Source organism: Streptomyces sp. NBC_00513, assembly GCF_041431415.1.
Taxonomy (GTDB): Bacteria; Actinomycetota; Actinomycetes; order Streptomycetales; family Streptomycetaceae; genus Streptomyces.
In genome coordinates, this window is the sequence record NZ_CP107845.1 from 7230407 (window position 1) to 7246225 (window position 15819).

Genomic DNA, 15819 nt, shown 5'->3' on the forward strand with positions numbered 1-15819 from the left:
CCCTCCGGCGCGTGCGGCCGAGTGTACGGGCCGGGAGGCGAGTTGTTGCTGCTTAAGCACATTATCGCGGCATCTCGCCACTCGTTCGAGGAAGACGCTGTATCCTCGGCTGACGTTTTCCGAGGGTCACGTCAGGAGACTGGCGAGAAGCCGCCTTGAAGGAACGCGATCGTTCGGAAGCGGCCTAGTGCCGCGCGACGGGAATCATGGGCAGTTCGCTGGGTTGGGGTATCCCGGCGGGCACCTCGCGTACCGTGACGCCCGGCGCGGGCACCAGGCGCCAACGGGAGGCCACGCTCGCCACCGCGGTCAGGATCTCCGTCACCGCGAACGAGTCGCCGATGCACTTGTGCTGCCCGGCCCCGAACGGGATGTACTTCTGGGCGCGCCCCCGCTCGTTCCCCTCGTGTTGCCAGCGGTCCGGGTCGAAGACCGTGGGGTCACGGAACAGCGCCGGGTCACGGTGCAACGCGTACGGGCTGTAGGCCAGTTCCGCCCCCTCGGGGATCGACACTCCGCCCAGGGTGAGGGGTGCCAGTGCCCGCCTGGTGAAGAGGAGCGGTGAGTGCAGGCGCAGTGCCTCCTTGAACACGCTGTTCGTGTAGGTGAGTTCGGGTATGTCGTCGGCTCGGACGGGGCGGGTGCCCACCACCGCGTCGACTTCCTCGTGGAGCCGCCTCTCCACCTCGGGATGGCGGCCGAGCTCGTGGAACACCCAGGCCAGGGTGGTGGCCGAGGTCTCCGTGCCGGCCAGCATGATGGCGATCACCTCGTCCCGCACCTGCTCGGCGGCCATCGTCGCCCCCGACTCGGCGTCCACGCTGGACAACAGCAGCGACAGGAGGTCGTGACCCTCCGCGCCCTTCTCGGCGCTGTACTGCGCGATCACCTCGTCGATGGTCCGCCGCAGACGGGTGGCGGCCGCGTCGAACCGCTGGTTGTACGGGATCGGAAGCCGGTCCAGGGCCTTGGGCATGACCGCGCGGACCAGCATGCCCTCCAGGACGATGGGCAAAGAGCGGTGCACCTCCGTGATCGCCGGCCGGCTCAGCTCGCCGGAGAAGATCATCTCGGCCACGGACGACATCGCGTACCCGCGCGTCTCGGTGACCATCGAGATCTCACGGCCCGCCGTCCACGACGCGGACATGCTCTCCGCCTGCCGGCTCATCACCTCGGTGTAGTCGGTGATGTGGCTGCGGTGGAAGGCCGGTTGCATCATCCGTCGCTGCTTGCGGTGGAACTCCCCGTCGGTCGTCACGATGCCGTTGCCGAACACCGGGCGGAGCCGGTCGAAGATCCGGCCGCGGCCGAAGTGTTGCGCCTGCTGCACCAGTACGGCGTGCACGTGCTCCGGACTGGTGAGGACGTGCATCGGCCACGTGCCGATGTCGAGGCGCACGATGTCGCCGTGTTCGCGCAACGACTCCAGGAACGCGATCGGTTGTCGCCACAGCTGTAGTGCGTGACCCAGGAGGGGTAACCGCCCTGGCGCGACGGGGGCGTTGACCGCGGGGCCGGAATGTTCCACTTGCGTAGCCATGGGTCGACTCCCTGTCATGCCACCGAGACGAGATCCGGGCGGATGTACGCAGACTCCAGCCCGGCCGCGAACCGTTCGTCGCGGTACCTCGTGCACTCGTAACGCTGCCACAGATCCGCGCCGATCATCCAGTCCTCATAGCTGCGCACGCAGCGGGAGACGACGGCCCGCACGGCGGGATCGACATCACCTCGGGCGTCGATGACCTGGAACAGGCGGTCCTTTCCGGACAGGTACTCCTCGATGCGGGTCTGGATGCGCCCCTCGACGGCCCGGACCGCGTCGGAGAGGCTGCGTCCCTCCCACGCCGAGATGAGCGAGACGAGGTTGTTGTTGTCCCCGCAGGAGTACTCCTTCGGCAGCGAGAACACGTCGTTGCCCCACGAGATGATGTCGACCGAGCTCGCGATGAGCGCCTGGAACTCCGGCAGTTCGTGGATGTGGGGCGGCACGTCGATGCCCAGGCCCGCCTCGACCACGTCCATCATCGGCAGCATCTGCGAGCTGTGACGCCGCATCAGGATGTAGTCCTCGACGGAGGGGTGCCCCTCGTCACCGCGATTGCCCGCCTCCTGGTCCAAGGAGCCGAGCATCAGCGGGACATGGGCCCGGTAGCGCGCGGCGGTCACCTCGGACATGCCCGCGAGGATCCGGTCGCACAGGTCGATGAACCCGGTCACCAGTGGATTGGGTCGCGAGGACGCCGCGCCCGTCCTGCCCGTGGCCAGGTACGTGGCGATCGTGTCGGTGACGGGCCGCCAGGCCGTCAACTCGCCCGTCCTGATGAGGTGGTCGTGCTGATCGTCCAGGACGAAGGACCAGGCCATCCATTCGGCGAGGAGGACGACCTTCTCGTAGGACACCTCACCGCTGACGCGGCCGGCGAGATGGCCGAAGCCGATCCCCGCGAACTGCTCCGAGGCGTCGGTGACGAGTTCGTGGCGCAGGGCCCACGAGGTGGCCTCGTTGTTGGCCCGCGCGGCCTGCGGATGCTTGGAGTTCCCGAACGGAAGGTGAAAATCGGGAACGGAGAAAAAGTCGAGCTGGGCCATTGATCCCCCCACGGAAGAGTCGGATTCGCCAATACCCGCTCAATGTACGATCGTCAGCGCACTTGCGTGCACATGAGTATCGGAACACCCCTCTACTGAGACGTCGCCACGGAGGACACACCCCGACCGCCGGAATGAACCGGTCGCGGACTGACCTGATCCCGCCACGCGCGACCACATCAGGCCACGCGTGAAGTAATTAACCCGCAGGGCGCGGCGCACTGTCAATGTAAGACGAGGGGCGATGTGGAATTCATCCAGGCGTTGCCGAACGCGTATTCAGAAGGAATATGCGAGAGGAATGATCGACCGGCTTCGCCGCCGAGACCGCACCGTGGGTCGGCTGCGGCCGGAGAGCCGGGGGAAGCACGCGGTGTGGCCGAAGACCATCGTCGCCCTGTCGGTCGCTCCCTACACTGCGACGGGGACGCGGCCGTCCGGGCAGGGGTGGGGGCATGACCGAGCATCATCCGACGGAACCGGGCGACGACCACGAGGCCGATGTTCTGGGTTCCTACCTGGAACTGGTGCGGGCGCGCCTCGACGGGGAGCGGTTCGAGGCGCTCATCACGGCGGTGCGAACCACCTGCGCGCTGCTGGAGGACGACCACGGGACCGCGTGGGAAGTACCCGCGGAACGCCACTTCCCGGCGGATCTCCAGGGCGAGTACCTGTCCCTGATGGCCGTGATGATCACCGGTCACCTGGACCACCGCCTGGTGGAACTCGCCGCCCCCGACGGGGCCCGGGGCTGGGCCGTCGTGGACAACACCCACCCCGACGCCGAACGGGCCTGGATCGACACGGAACTCGACGGGATCGTCCGCGCCACCGACTTCCCCACCTCCTGATCCGGCCATCGGCACGGTTCCGCTCCGTCCGCCGAGCGGCTCCGCCCGCCCCACCTGCGCCGCCCTCCGTACCCATGCGGCAGGATGGCAGCCCGTTCCGGATCGCACACACGGCCGAACGGGCTTCTTCGCACGACGAACTGACAGGTGACAAGGTGACGACACACCCGATACGACGCCCGGCGGCGCCCGCGGCCACCTCCCCGGACCGCCGCGCGACGGGAGGCGCCCGTTGAACCGGACCCTCGTGTTGCACGACTGGCTGGTGGCCGGCATCGCGTTGGCCGCGGGCGGCGCGGGGGCCCTGCTCCTGCGCGCCCTGCTGCGCTGGCTCGGCAAGCACGCCCTGAGGACGCGTTGGAGCGGCGACGACATCATCGTCCACGGGCTGCGCACCCTCGCGCCGGGTGCGGCGCTCATCGCGGGCACGGCGGTGGCGGCCTCGACCCTGCCCCTGACCACGAGGGTCTCGGGCTTCGTGAACCAGACCCTGACCGCCCTGCTCATCCTCATCGCCACGCTCGCCGCCGCCCGTGTCGTCGCGGGTCTCGTCCAGTCCCTGGCGCAGTCGCGGACCGGGGTGGCCGGTTCGGCGACCATCTTCGTGAACATCACCCGGGTCGTCGTCCTCGCGATGGGGGTCCTCGTCGCCCTCGAAACGGTGGGCGTCTCCATAGCGCCCCTGCTCACCGCGCTGGGCGTGGGCGGACTGGCGGTCGCCCTGGCCCTCCAGGACACCCTCGCCAACCTCTTCGCTGGTGTGCACATCCTCGCCTCGAAGACGGTGCAGCCCGGCGACTACATCCGTCTCACCAGCGGGGAGGAGGGTTACGTCGTCGACATCAACTGGCGCAACACCGTGGTGCGCAACCTGTCGAACAACCTGGTGATCATCCCCAACGGCCGGCTGGCCCGTACGAACATGACCAACTTCACCCAGCCCGAGCAGCAGTTGTCGATCCTCGTGCAGATCGGGGTGGGCTACGAAAGCGACCTGGAGCACGTGGAAAGGGTGACGCTGGAGGTCGTCGACAGCGTGATGGTGGACATCAACGGTGCGGTCCCCGACCACGAAGGGGCCGTCCGCTTCCACACGTTCGCCGATTCCAGGATCAACTTCACGGTGATCCTCGGCGTCGGGGAGTTCAGCGACCAGTACCGGATCAAGCACGAGTTCATCAAGCGCCTCCACCGGCGCTTCCGGGCCGAGGGCATCTCGATCCCGGCACCCACCCGTACGGTCGCGCTGCGACCCGAGGACGAACTCCGGTCGGTACCGACCGCGGCGATCCCGCACCAGCGGGAGGTCCCGCCGACGGTGCCGATGGACAGCGCGCGGTAGGAGACGCCGGCGAGGGTCGGCGCCCGGCGCTCAGTCCTCCGCGCGCTGGGTGACCGGGGCGCTGCTCTCGTCGCCCAGGAACTCGTACCAACGGCGCTGGAGGCACAGGTACCGGGTGTCGGCCTCGGCGAGCGCGAGGAACGAATCGACCGTGTCGGCCAGCCGTTGGCGCAGGCCCGGGTCGGTCAGCTCGCCGTTCTCGCCGAAGGCGGAGTGCGCCATCGCGAGGCTGAACATGTCGGGGTAGACCCGGGCCCCGAGGTGCTCCAGCGGAACCCGCAGCGCCCAGAGCCCCCTGTTCCCGCCGACCAGCGAGGGGGAGGCGGACACGAGCAGGGTCTGCTTGTCCTTGAAGGGCTGGGGCCGGAAGCGGGAGACCCAGTCGACGGCGTTCTTCAGGACTCCGGGCATCGAGGCGTTGTACTCGGGTGACGCGATCACGAGGGCCTGCGCCGCGAGCAGCCGCTCCCGCAGGGCCGCCGCCCCGGCCGGCGGGCCCTCGGCCGCCTCGGTGTCCCCGTCGAACGTCGGCATCGCGAACTCCCCGATGCCGGCGAGGTCCGCGGTGGCGCCCGACCGTTCGACCTCGCCGGCGACGAGGGCGGCCAGCCGGGCGTTCACGGAACCCTGACGGGACGACCCCGCCAGGACGAGGACCCGCAGGGCGGCGGATCCTGCCCCGCCGTCGAAGTCGTTGTCGTTCGCGCCGTTCGCGCCCTTCACGTCGCTCGCATCCGTCACGTGCGGGACCGTACGCCACCACCGCGGCGCCCGGCCCGCTCCGGCCGGTCGGGGCGCGCGCCGTCACCCGGGCGGCCGTACGGACGGGCGTCCGCCGGGGGCCCGGGCCACCACGGGCCTCGCGGAGGTCAGGTGGTGTAGTCGGCGTTGATCCGGACGTAGCCGTCGCCCAGGTCGCAGCCCCAGACACGGGCGGCCGCGGTGCCCGTCGCGAGGGAGACGTGGATCAGGACCTCGTCCGCGTTCATGACCTCGGTCAGCCCGGCCAGGTCCGGCTCGGCCTGCGGGTAGACCACCAGGTCGCCGAAGCGGATCACCACCCGGTCCGGGTCGATGTCGGTGTCGTCCTTGCACTTGCCCACGGCCATCGCGACCCGCCCCCAGTTGGGATCGGATCCGTGGACGGCGGTCTTCACCAGCGGCGAGTTGACGATCGCCTTCGCGACACGACGGGCCTGCTCCTCGTCCCGCGCCCGGTCCACGACCACCTCGATGAGCTTGGTGGCGCCCTCCCCGTCCCGGGCGACCTGCTTGGTGAGGTCCTCCGCCACGGAGTACAGGGCCGCCTCGAACTCCGCCACGTCCACCTCGCCGGCCGCTCCGTTGGCGAGGATCACGGCGCTGTCGCTGGTGGAGGTGTCCGAGTCCACGCTCACGCAGTTGAAGGTCCGGTTCATCACCCGCCGGAAGACGGCGTCGAGTTCGGCGGCGGGCAGGGCCGCGTCGGTGAAGTAGTACGTGAGCAGCGTGGCCATGTCGGGCTCCAACATGCCGACGCCCTTGGCGACTCCGACCAGGGTCGCCGATCCGATCCGGGCCCGCGCCAGCTTCGGGTGGGTGTCCGTGGTCATGATGGCCTCGGAGACGGCGTCGAAGTCGGGCACCTCGCCGGCCCGTGCCCGGGGGATCCCCGCCCGCATCACCTCCATCGGGTACGGCCGTCCGATGACCCCGGTCGATCCGATCAACACCTCCCGCGGGGCGCATCCCACCAGCGCCGCGGTCAGCGCGACGACCTCCTCGGCGTCACGCGCACCGCGTTCCCCGTTGGCGACGTTGGCGTTCTTGGACACGGTCACCACCGCGCGCGCCGATCCGTCGGCCACGTGCTCGCGGCTGAGCGACACGCTCGGCCCGGCGAACCGGGACTGCGTGAACACGGCCGCCGCGGCGCAGGGGCGCTCGGAAACCACCACCGTGAAATCGCGGGTGGTGTCCTTGACGCCGAGGTTCGCGACAAAGGTGTGGAATCCGATGGGGTTCAGCTCCGACACGCGAGATCTCCGGTTCGTTCCGTTGGTCGGCCAGTTCCTCTGATCGCCGTGATGGTAGCAACCCGACAGCCGCCCACAGGGCCGCGTCCCGGCGGCCGACCACGGTCCTGACCTGCGACTCTCGGCTGAAGGGCGGCCTGTGCCGCCGTTTCGCCGCCCCGGGGGCGGGGTGCTCCCGGGCGTCCCGGGAGCACCCCGACCGGTCAGACCTGGTAGCGGTCCGGGGCGAAGAGGGCGAGGTTGGCCGCGATCCAGTCCGAGGTACGGCGCAGCCCCTCCGTGAGGGACACCCGCGGCTCCCAGCAAGCCCACTCGCGGGCCCGGGAGTTGTCCGACAGCAACCGTTGGACCTCGCTGCCCGAGGGACGCAGGCGCGACGGGTCCACCACGACACGGGCCTTCCGGCCGGACGCCGTGATCAGGGCCCGCGCCAGGTCGCCGACGGAGATCTCCCGACCCGTCCCGAGGTTGACCACCTCGCCCAGGGCCCGGTCGCACTCCGCGACCGCCAGGAAGCCCTCCGCCGTGTCGGTGACGTACGTGAAGTCCCGCGTGGGGGAGAGGGATCCCAGGCGGATCTCGTTCGCCCCGGAGTGCAGTTGGGCGAGGATCGTCGGGATCACGGCACGCGCGGACTGTCGCGGCCCGTACGTGTTGAACGGCCGCACCACCGTCACCGGGAGTTCGAAGGCGTGGTGGAAGGAGAGCGCCATCATGTCCGCGCCGATCTTCGAGGCGGAGTACGGGGACTGCGGCTGGAGCGGGTGCGTCTCCGCGATCGGGGCCGTCAGCGCGGTGCCGTACACCTCGCTGGTCGAGGTGTGCACCAGCCGGCGCACCCCGTGCCGACGACAGGCCTCGGCCATGTTCTCCGTGCCGGTGACGTTCGTCTGGACGTACGCGCCGGGCGAGGCGTAGCTGTACGGGATCCCGATCAGCGCCGCCAGGTGGAACACGGTGTCGCAGCCGGCCACCGCGTCGCTGACCCGGCCCGCGTCGCGGATGTCACCGGCCCACATCTCCACGGGGCCGTCCGGCTCGGCGAGGTACCGCGCGAGGTGGCCCTTCTCGGCGTACGGCTTGTAGTGCACGAAGGCGCGGACCCGGGCGCCCCGGGCCACCAGCAGGTCGACCAGGGTCGAGCCGATGAATCCCTCGGCGCCGGTGACCAGGACCGTGCGGCCGTTCCAGTTGTCCGTGGTGCTCATGCTGTTCGTGGTGCTCATGCTCGCTCCAGGAGGGGAAGGGTGATGCCGGAGACGCGGAGGACCTCCGCGGCCAGCAGTTCGGCGGCCCGCGCGTGCGGGCCGGGGTCGGCGGCGCCGGCCATCGCCGACAGCCGGGCCGGGTTCGCCAGCAACGGACCCACGAGGTCCGCGAGCCGTTCGGTGGTGGCGGCGGCGTCGGGCAGCAACAGCCCCGCGCCGGCGTCGGACAGCACCCGGGCGTTGTGGGTCTGGTGGTCGCCCGGCGCGTGCGGGTACGGCACCAGGACGGACGGGACGCCGGTCGCGGCGAGTTCCGCGACCGTCGCCGATCCGGCCCGGCACACCACGAGGTCCGCGGCGGCGTACACGAGGTCCATCCGGTCCAGGTACGGCACGGCCCGCGCGATCCGCTGCCCGCCCGACGCGGCGAGGTCCGCCACCGCGTCCGGCAGCGCCGCGGGCCCCGTCTTGATCAGCAGTTGTACGTCGTCCCGCCCCTGCCAGAGCCCGGCCAGCCCGACGGCCGCCCCGGTGAGCCGGACGGCGCCGAGGCTGCCGCCGTTGAACACCACCAGCCGACGCCCGTCCGGTACGCGCAACGCCCGCCGGGCCTCGGCTCGCAGCACCGCCCGCTCGTGACCGGGCAACTCGGCGAGACGGGCCAGGGCTGCGGAGATCGGCATCCCGGTGGTCAGCGCCCGTTCCCCACCCGCCAGATGTTCCCGGCTGCGGTCGAAGGCCACGGCGACGTGAGAGGTGAGCCGGGCCGCGAACTGGTTGGCGCGCCCCGGGACCGCGTTGGACTCGTGGATCAGGGCCGGCAGTCCGGCCAGCCGGGCACCGAGCACGGCGGGCGCGCTCGGGTAGCCGCCCATGCCGACGACGGCGTGCGCCCCCTGGGCCCGGATCACGGCCCGCGCCTGCCCGGCCGACCGCAGGAGCGCGGCGGGCAGCAGGTAGCGCTTGGCGCCCAGCGCGGGATCGAAGGGGATCATGTCGACGGTGTGCAGCCGGTACCCGGCGCGCGGTATCAGCTCGGTCTCCAGGCCGCGCTCGGTCCCGATGAACGAGACCACGGCGCCGGGAACGGCCGCGCGCAGGGCCTCGGCGAGAGCGAGCCCCGGATAGATGTGGCCACCGGTGCCGCCGGCACCGATCACGACGGACAGGGGGGCCGGGGGAGTGCCTCGTGTGGTCATGGCGGCAGACTTCCGGTGTGCCCTAAGAAGGTTCTAAGAGGTTCCGCCGCGGCCTTTGGCAGGCTTTGCCCATGAGCTCCATGAGCAGACAGCGGATTCTGGTGGTCGACGACGAGCCCGAGGTGCGGGCCGCCGTACAGGACGGCCTGGCCGTCGAGGGGTACGAGGTGCGCGGCGCGGCCGACGGGCTGGCCGCGCTGTCCGAGGTCGCGGCATGGGAACCCGACGCCGTGGTCCTGGACGTGATGATGCCGGTGTTGGACGGCCTCGGCGTGTGCCGGCAACTGCGCGCGATGGGCGACCGGACACCCGTACTCGTCCTGACCGCGCTGGACTCGGTGAGCGAACGGGTCGACGGGCTGGACGCGGGCGCCGACGACTACCTCGTCAAGCCGTTCGCCCTGGACGAGCTGGTGGCCCGGGTCCGGGCCCTGCTGCGGCGGGCCGCGCCCGCGCAGGACGACGCGGGCGACCCCCTCGCGTACGCCGACCTCGTCCTCGACCCGGGCACCCGGACCGGCCGGCGGGCCGGGCGCCCGCTGGAGTTCAGCCGCACCGAGGCCGCGCTGCTGGAGTTGCTCCTGCGCCACCCCGGGCAGGTGCTGCCGCGCGAACTCATCCTGGAACTGGTGTGGGGCCGGGACTTCGGACCGGACTCCAACTCCCTCGCCGTGTACGTCGGCTACCTGCGCCGAAAGCTGGAGGCCGGCGGCGAACCGCGGCTGGTGCACACCGTCCACGGCGTCGGCTACCGGCTGGACGCCGCGTGACGGGCGCCGGCCGGCGCTGGCTGGGCGCCCCCTGGCGCAGGCGCCGCCCGCTGCGGACCCGGCTGGCGGTGGCCGTCACCTCGGCCGTCGCGCTGGTCGCCGTCGGCGTGTGCACCGCGGCGTTCTTCGTCGTCCGCGGCGCCCTGTACGACCAGCTCGACCTCAGCCTCACCCAGTCCGCGCGGCTCGCCGCCGGGCGCAACCCCGATTCCGGACCGGACACCCTGGCCGGGGAATGCCGCTTCCTGGCCGCGCCCGCCTGCGCGGAGGTGGTGCCGGCCGATCCCGCCAAGGACCCCGCCCGGCCGTACATCCTGCCCGTGGACGCCGGGACCAGGGCCGTCGCCGCCGGCCGGCGCGCCCCGTACTACACGAGCATCGTCCACGCAGGGCACCCGACACGGATGCTCACCACCGACTACACGAAGGGGCAGGCGCTCCAGGTCGCGTTGCGCGCCGACACCGTGGACGCCGGCATCTCCGACGCCGCCCGATGGCTGGTGGTGATCGGCGCGGCCGGGGTGCTGCTCGCCGCCGTGCTCGGGTACTGGGTGTCACGGACCGGGCTCGCACCGGTGACCCGGCTCACCGCCACCGCCGAACGGATCGCGGCCACCCGGGACCCGCGTCACCGCATCGAGCTGCCCCCGCCGGGCCGGGAGGACGAGATCACCCGCCTCGCCGGGAGCTTCAACACCATGCTGGGGGAGCTCGAACAGTCCGTCACCGCGCAACGGCGCCTCGTCGCGGACGCCTCGCACGAACTGCGCACCCCGCTGACGGCGCTGCGCACCAACGCGGAACTGCTCGCGCGGGGCGAGCGGCTGACGACGGAGCAGCGCGAGCGCGCCTCCCTCGCCCTGGGTCGGCAGCTGCGCGAGGTGACGGGCCTGGTCAACGACCTGATCGAGCTGGCCCGGGACGAGGAGCCGCAGCCGCTCGTCGAACAGGTCAGGCTGGGCCGGCTGGTGGAGCACTGCGCGCAGGTCGCGCGGGCACACTGGGCCTCCGTCCCGATCGTGGTGCGCTCGACCGACGAGGTCGTCGTACCCGGAGTGCCCGCCCGGCTCAGCCGGTTGCTGGGGAACCTGCTGGACAACGCGGCGAAGTTCAGCCCGGCGGGCGTTCCGGTGGAGGTGGAGCTGACGGTGCGGTCCGGCCGGCCCGAGCTGACGGTACGGGACCACGGCCCGGGCATCGCGCCGCAGGACCTGCCGTACGTCTTCGACCGGTTCTACCGGGCGGGCGCGGCGCGGGCCCTGCCGGGGTCGGGGCTGGGCCTGGCGATGGCGCGGCAGATCGCCCGGGCGCACGCGGCCGAGCTGACGGCGGAGGCCGCGCCGGGGGGAGGGGCGCTGTTCCGATTGACCTTCGGCGCCTGACCGACCGGCCTCGCGCCGACCGGCCCTGCGGCGGGTCGGACTCAGCCGCCGTCGATGAGCCGCTGGAGGCCGGGGGCGTACAGGTCCGCGAGTCGGTCGGGGGGAGTACGGCCCCCCGCGCCGTCCGGCCGGTGCAGGCTCAAGGTCGCTCCCAGGCCGAGCAGTTGACCGGCGATCAGTTCGGCGCGCAACTGCGGGTCGGGGCCGGTCAGGATCGCGGCCAGCCGGTCGGTGACCTGTTCCCGGAAGCGTTCGCGCAGCAGGGTGCGTTCGTCGTCGTTGCCGAGGGAGAACACGACCCGCAGCAGCGGATCCCCGCGGAGCCGGTCGCGCAGCCGGACCATGGTGAGGACCAGATGCCGCCCCAGCGCCCGCGGGGGCGCCGCGAACAGGGCGTCGGCCGCCGGCCGGAAGTCGGCGACCGTGTTGAACAGGGCCTCCTTGCTGCCGAACCGCTTCACGATCAGCGACGGGCTGACACCGGCGTCGGCGGCGATGCCGCGCATCGTCACCTCGGCGTAGGGGCGCAGGGTGAACGCCCGGCGGGCGGCGCGCACGATCGCGTCGCGCCCGCTCTCGCGCCCGGTCCCGGCATCGGGCTCGTCATCGGCCTCGGGCCCGCTCTCGGAGACGGACGGGTCGGTGGTGCTCATGCGCTCTCCCGGGCGGCGGACGCGGACGCGGACGCGGTCACCGTGACCGTACCGCCCGTCACACCGGACGCCGATCCGGCCGAGGGCAGGAAGAGGGTGGCGACCAGCGCCGCGAGCGCCGCTCCGGCGGCGATCAGGAAGATCAGCAGGTAGGCGTGCAGGGTCGGCGCGGCGCGGCCGTCGACGAGGAACGTGACGTGCGCGAGGACGGCGGCGACCACGGCGCTGCAGCAGGCCTGACCGACGGAGCGCATGAGGGTGTTCAGCCCGTTGGCGGCGCCGGTCTCGCTCACCGGCACGGCCCGCATCACCAGGGCGGGCAGCGCCGAGTACGCGATGGCGGTGCCGGAGGCGACCACGGTGGCCCCGGCCACGATCAACCAGAGGCTGTGGCTGGTGAAGAACCGGACCACGTAGCCGACGACCATGACCGCCGCGGCGAGCGCGAGCGCCGTCCGGGGCCCGTACGCGGCCGAGATGCGGGCGGAGACCGGGGACAGCGCCACCATGGCCAGGCCGCCCGGCAGCAGGCAGAGGCCGCTCACCACGATGGACGCGCCGAGCCCGTATCCCGTGCTCGTCGGCTCCTGCACCATCTGGCCGGTGACCAGCGAGTTCGCGTAGAAGGCGAAGCCGATCAGCAGGGCGGCGACATTGGTGAGCAGCACGGCGGGCCGGGCCGACACGCGCAGATCGACCATGGGGGAGGTGGTCCGCAGTTCGTACCGCCCCCAGAGCAGCCCGACGACCAGGGAGGCGCCGAGCAGGCCGAGGGTGCGCGCGGAGGTCCAGCCCCAGTCCGCGCCCCGGGTGATGGCGAGGAGCAGCCCCACGAGGGCGGCGCTCAGGCCGAGGGTCCCGAGCGCGTCGAAGCGACCGGGGGAGCGCAGGGGCGATTCGGGGACGATCCACAGCACGAGGGCGAGGTCGAGCAGGCCGAGGGCGGCCGAGGCCCAGAACATCGTGTGCCAGTCGAAGTTCTCGATGACCACCGCGGCCACCGGGAGACCGATCGCCGCGCCGATGCCGAGGGACGAACTCATCAGGGCGATCGAGGACAGCACCCGCTCGGCCGGCAACTCGTCGCGGATGATGCTGATGCCCAGGGGGATGACGGCCAGCGCCGCGCCCTGCAACGCCCGGCCGGTGATCAGGATCCCGATGTCGGAGCTGACCGCGCACAGCACGGACCCGGCCGTGAGGACCCCGAGGGACGCGAGGAGGACCCGCCGCTTCCCGTACATGTCGCCGACCCGGCCGAGGACGGGGGTGAACACGGCCCCGGTCAGCAGGGTGATGGTGACGAGCCACCCCGCGGCGCCCGGGCTCGCGCCCGTCAGGTCCGGGACGTGCGGCAGCAGCGGGACGACCAGGGTCTGCATCACGGCGACGACCACGCCGCAGAAGGCGAGGACGGGGACGATCAGGCGGGAGTGCGGGGAGGGGGCGCGGGGCGTCGTGACGGGCGCCGAACCGGGGTCGGGCATCGCGGCGGGCATGCTGCTCCAGACACGGAACGTGGGCGAGGCGCACCACAGGGGTGCACAAGCGTTCACCCTCAGGGTAAACGCTTGTGCACCCCTGTGTCTCCACCCGTGTGCGGTCAGGTCGACATCGTGGTGTCCGTCCCCGTGGCTTCTGCGACGCGGCCCCGGTGAACGCGGTCGCCACGGCCACCGGGGCCACGGTCCAGGCCCTGCGCGACGCCGATGCCGACGATCCACCCGCGGCTGACGGGCCGGAGCGCGGCGGGGGCCGGTTCACGTCCGCCGGAACCCGCCGCGGACCCGGTCGCCGCAGGGGGCTCACAGGCTCATTCGCACGCGCCGAAAAAAGTTCGGACGAGGATGTCGAGAACCCGTGCCCGGCTCCGTCCCCGGGGTGAAGGCGGCCAGAATGGTCGCACCGGCACAGAGGAGAGACACCATGGCGAAGTACCTGCTGCTGAAGCACTACCGGGGCGCCCCGGCCGCGGTCAACGACGTTCCCATGGCCCAGTGGACCCCGGAGGAGATCACGGACCACGTGCGGTACATGAACGACTTCGCGGCGCGGCTGGAGAAGACGGGCGAGTTCGTCGACGGTCAGGCACTCGCCCCGGAGGGAGAGTGGGTCCGCTACGACGGAGAGGGCCGCCCGCCGGTCACCGACGGTCCGTTCGCCGAGACCAAGGACCTCATCGCCGGCTGGATGATCATCGACGTCGACCACCACGAGCGCGCCGTCGAGCTGGCCGGGGAACTGTCCGCCGCCCCCGGGGCGGGCGGCAGGCCGATCCACGAATGGCTGGAGGTTCGCCCGTTCCTGGCCGCGCCGCCCACCATCACGGAGTGACCTCGCCCATGAACGAGGCCCTGCTCCGGAGCCTCACCCCGAGCGTGATCGGGATCCTCGTCCGCCGCGGAGTCGACTTCGCGGCGGCCGAGGACGCCGTGCAGGACGCCCTGGTCGAGGCGGTCCGCGTGTGGCCGGCCGACCCCCCGCGGGACGCCAAGGGCTGGCTGGTCACCGTGGCCTGGCGCCGGTTCCTCGACGCGGCCCGATCGGACACCGCCCGCCGCCGGCGTGAGGACCTCGTCGAAGAGGAACCGGCGGCGGGGCCCGCGTCCGCCGTGGACGACACGCTGCGGCTGTACTTCCTGTGCGCCCATCCGTCGCTGACGCCTTCGTCCGCGGTCGCGCTCACGCTGCGCGCCGTCGGCGGGCTGACCACTCGCCAGATCGCCCAGGCCTACCTGGTCCCCGAGGCGACCATGGCGCAGCGCATCAGCCGGGCCAAACGCACCGTCTCCGACGTGCGCTTCGACCGCACCGGCGACGTGGCCACCGTGCTGCGCGTCCTGTACCTGGTCTTCAACGAGGGCTACTCCGGTGACGTCGACCTCGCGGCCGAGGCCATCCGGCTCACCCGGCAGCTCGCGGCCGTGATCGACCACCCGGAGGTGGCCGGACTGCTCGCGCTGATGCTGCTCCACCACGCCCGGCGCGCCACCCGGACCATGCCCGACGGGAGTCTGGTGCCGCTCGCCGAGCAGGACCGCGGCCGGTGGGACACCGAGTCGATCGCCGAGGGGGTCCGGATCCTCCAAGCGGCCCTCGCCCGCGACCGGCTGGGCGAGTTCCAGGCCCAGGCCGCCATCGCGGCGCTCCACGCCGACGCGCCCACCGCCGGGGAGACCGACTGGGTGCAGATCGTCGAGTGGTACGACGAACTCGTGCGGCTGACCGACAGTCCGGTCGTCCGCCTCAACCGCGCGGTGGCCGTGGGCGAGGCCGACGGACCGCGCGCCGGCCTGGCGGCACTCGCCGAGCTGGACTGGTCCGCCCCGGGTACCTCCGGCAAGGGACACCCCCTGCCCCGCCACGCCGCGGTGGCGGCGTACCTCCACGAGCGCGACGGCGACCTGGTGACGGCGGCGCGGCTGTACGCCGAGGCGGCCGACAAGGCACCCAACCTCGCCGAGCGCGACCACCTGACCCGCCAGGCCGCCCGGCTCAACGCCCTCGGGCGTCGCTGACGCGTCGCCGTCGAGCGGACGGGCGGTCGTTCCCGCGGCCGGTCGGCGGGCGGCGGACGGTCAAGACGGACCGTGTGATTCCGGACAGGTTTTCGAAGGCGGGCGCCCGGGGGAGTCGCGTGGGGGCGGGCGCGGCGGAGCAGCGGGCCGCCCGGGCGGTACGCCCCGGGAAGGGCGCGTACGGCGGGCCCTTACGCGGTGCGCGCGGCCGCGGGCCCGGCGGAATGTCCCCCCGAGGGTAAATGGCCGATATTCGCCCCGTCGGTCCGCTTTCGGGTGGCCGCGT

The 15819-nt window shown here is 72.2% G+C and carries 14 protein-coding genes; 6 read left to right on the plus strand and 8 right to left on the minus strand.

Translation table 11 applies throughout. The features are described from left to right. Positions 1–184: 184 nt before the first annotated feature. Positions 185–1543 carry a cytochrome P450 gene (locus tag OHA84_RS32515; protein ID WP_266968346.1) on the minus strand — a complete coding sequence of 453 codons (1359 nt, stop codon included), beginning with the start codon at positions 1541–1543 and terminating at the stop codon, positions 185–187. A 14-nt stretch (positions 1544–1557) separates the two neighbouring features. Continuing rightward, positions 1558–2595, minus strand: coding sequence for a terpene synthase family protein (locus OHA84_RS32520; RefSeq protein ID WP_266968344.1), 1038 nt, complete (start codon positions 2593–2595; stop codon positions 1558–1560). A 455-nt stretch (positions 2596–3050) separates the two neighbouring features. Between OHA84_RS32520 and OHA84_RS32525 the strand changes: the two genes are divergently transcribed. Together OHA84_RS32525 and OHA84_RS32530 are read left to right on the plus strand one after the other, a co-directional pair. Beyond that, positions 3051–3446, plus strand: coding sequence for a hypothetical protein (locus OHA84_RS32525; RefSeq protein WP_266968343.1), 396 nt, complete (start codon positions 3051–3053; stop codon positions 3444–3446). Positions 3447–3678: 232 nt separating this feature from the next. Further along, positions 3679–4788, plus strand: coding sequence for a mechanosensitive ion channel family protein (locus OHA84_RS32530; RefSeq protein WP_266968342.1), 1110 nt, complete (start codon positions 3679–3681; stop codon positions 4786–4788). A gap of 30 nt (positions 4789–4818) precedes the next feature. Here the strand turns inward: OHA84_RS32530 and OHA84_RS32535 are convergent, their stop codons facing one another. The 4 genes from OHA84_RS32535 to OHA84_RS32550 form a co-directional block, all read right to left on the minus strand. After that, a complete protein-coding gene (locus OHA84_RS32535) occupies positions 4819–5529 on the minus strand; it encodes an NADPH-dependent FMN reductase (RefSeq protein ID WP_371591516.1) in 711 nt (236 codons plus the stop codon). Positions 5530–5657: 128 nt separating this feature from the next. Continuing rightward, on the minus strand, positions 5658–6803 hold the full coding sequence (gene argJ / locus OHA84_RS32540; RefSeq protein ID WP_266968341.1) for a bifunctional glutamate N-acetyltransferase/amino-acid acetyltransferase ArgJ: 1146 nt from the start codon (positions 6801–6803) through the stop codon (positions 5658–5660). Between the two features lie 203 nt (positions 6804–7006). Then, on the minus strand, positions 7007–8029 hold the full coding sequence (locus tag OHA84_RS32545; protein ID WP_266968340.1) for an SDR family NAD(P)-dependent oxidoreductase: 1023 nt from the start codon (positions 8027–8029) through the stop codon (positions 7007–7009). Continuing rightward, complete coding sequence (locus OHA84_RS32550; protein ID WP_266968339.1) at positions 8026–9210, minus strand: glycosyltransferase; 1185 nt, start codon at positions 9208–9210, stop codon at positions 8026–8028. The genes OHA84_RS32545 and OHA84_RS32550 overlap by 4 nt, the downstream gene beginning before the upstream one ends. A gap of 80 nt (positions 9211–9290) precedes the next feature. Here OHA84_RS32550 and OHA84_RS32555 point away from each other — a divergent pair, with 80 nt between their 5' ends. Together OHA84_RS32555 and OHA84_RS32560 are read left to right on the plus strand one after the other, a co-directional pair. Next, positions 9291–9980: a response regulator transcription factor gene (locus tag OHA84_RS32555; RefSeq protein ID WP_323178934.1), complete on the plus strand. Its 690-nt coding sequence runs from the start codon at positions 9291–9293 to the stop codon at positions 9978–9980. Beyond that, complete coding sequence (locus tag OHA84_RS32560; protein ID WP_266968338.1) at positions 9977–11362, plus strand: cell wall metabolism sensor histidine kinase WalK; 1386 nt, start codon at positions 9977–9979, stop codon at positions 11360–11362. The genes OHA84_RS32555 and OHA84_RS32560 overlap by 4 nt, the downstream gene beginning before the upstream one ends. Positions 11363–11403: 41 nt before the next feature. Here the strand turns inward: OHA84_RS32560 and OHA84_RS32565 are convergent, their stop codons facing one another. Together OHA84_RS32565 and OHA84_RS32570 are read right to left on the minus strand one after the other, a co-directional pair. After that, positions 11404–12015, minus strand: a complete 612-nt coding sequence (locus tag OHA84_RS32565) for a TetR family transcriptional regulator (protein WP_266952845.1) — start codon at positions 12013–12015, stop codon at positions 11404–11406. Beyond that, a complete protein-coding gene (locus OHA84_RS32570; RefSeq protein WP_266952847.1) occupies positions 12012–13514 on the minus strand; it encodes an MFS transporter in 1503 nt (500 codons plus the stop codon). The genes OHA84_RS32565 and OHA84_RS32570 overlap by 4 nt, the downstream gene beginning before the upstream one ends. A 427-nt stretch (positions 13515–13941) precedes the next feature. Here OHA84_RS32570 and OHA84_RS32575 point away from each other — a divergent pair, with 427 nt between their 5' ends. Together OHA84_RS32575 and OHA84_RS32580 are read left to right on the plus strand one after the other, a co-directional pair. Next, on the plus strand, positions 13942–14349 hold the full coding sequence (locus tag OHA84_RS32575; RefSeq protein ID WP_266952849.1) for a YciI family protein: 408 nt from the start codon (positions 13942–13944) through the stop codon (positions 14347–14349). 8 nt (positions 14350–14357) lie between these two features. After that, complete coding sequence (locus OHA84_RS32580; RefSeq protein ID WP_266953056.1) at positions 14358–15533, plus strand: RNA polymerase sigma factor; 1176 nt, start codon at positions 14358–14360, stop codon at positions 15531–15533. Positions 15534–15819 lie beyond the last annotated feature (286 nt).

Excerpts from the sequence above, each read along its gene's own strand:
- OHA84_RS32525 (WP_266968343.1), top strand. The coding sequence starts at position 3,051 with ATGACCGAGCATCATCCGACGGAACCGGGCGACGACCACGAGGCCGAT.
- OHA84_RS32550 (WP_266968339.1), bottom strand. The coding sequence starts at position 9,210 with ATGACCACACGAGGCACTCCCCCGGCCCCCCTGTCCGTCGTGATCGGT.
- OHA84_RS32565 (WP_266952845.1), bottom strand. The coding sequence starts at position 12,015 with ATGAGCACCACCGACCCGTCCGTCTCCGAGAGCGGGCCCGAGGCCGAT.
- OHA84_RS32545 (WP_266968340.1), bottom strand. The coding sequence starts at position 8,029 with ATGAGCACCACGAACAGCATGAGCACCACGGACAACTGGAACGGCCGC.
- OHA84_RS32555 (WP_323178934.1), top strand. The coding sequence starts at position 9,291 with ATGAGCAGACAGCGGATTCTGGTGGTCGACGACGAGCCCGAGGTGCGG.
- OHA84_RS32570 (WP_266952847.1), bottom strand. The coding sequence starts at position 13,514 with ATGCCCGCCGCGATGCCCGACCCCGGTTCGGCGCCCGTCACGACGCCC.
- OHA84_RS32580 (WP_266953056.1), top strand. The coding sequence starts at position 14,358 with ATGAACGAGGCCCTGCTCCGGAGCCTCACCCCGAGCGTGATCGGGATC.
- OHA84_RS32575 (WP_266952849.1), top strand. The coding sequence starts at position 13,942 with ATGGCGAAGTACCTGCTGCTGAAGCACTACCGGGGCGCCCCGGCCGCG.
- OHA84_RS32515 (WP_266968346.1), bottom strand. The coding sequence starts at position 1,543 with ATGGCTACGCAAGTGGAACATTCCGGCCCCGCGGTCAACGCCCCCGTC.
- OHA84_RS32520 (WP_266968344.1), bottom strand. The coding sequence starts at position 2,595 with ATGGCCCAGCTCGACTTTTTCTCCGTTCCCGATTTTCACCTTCCGTTC.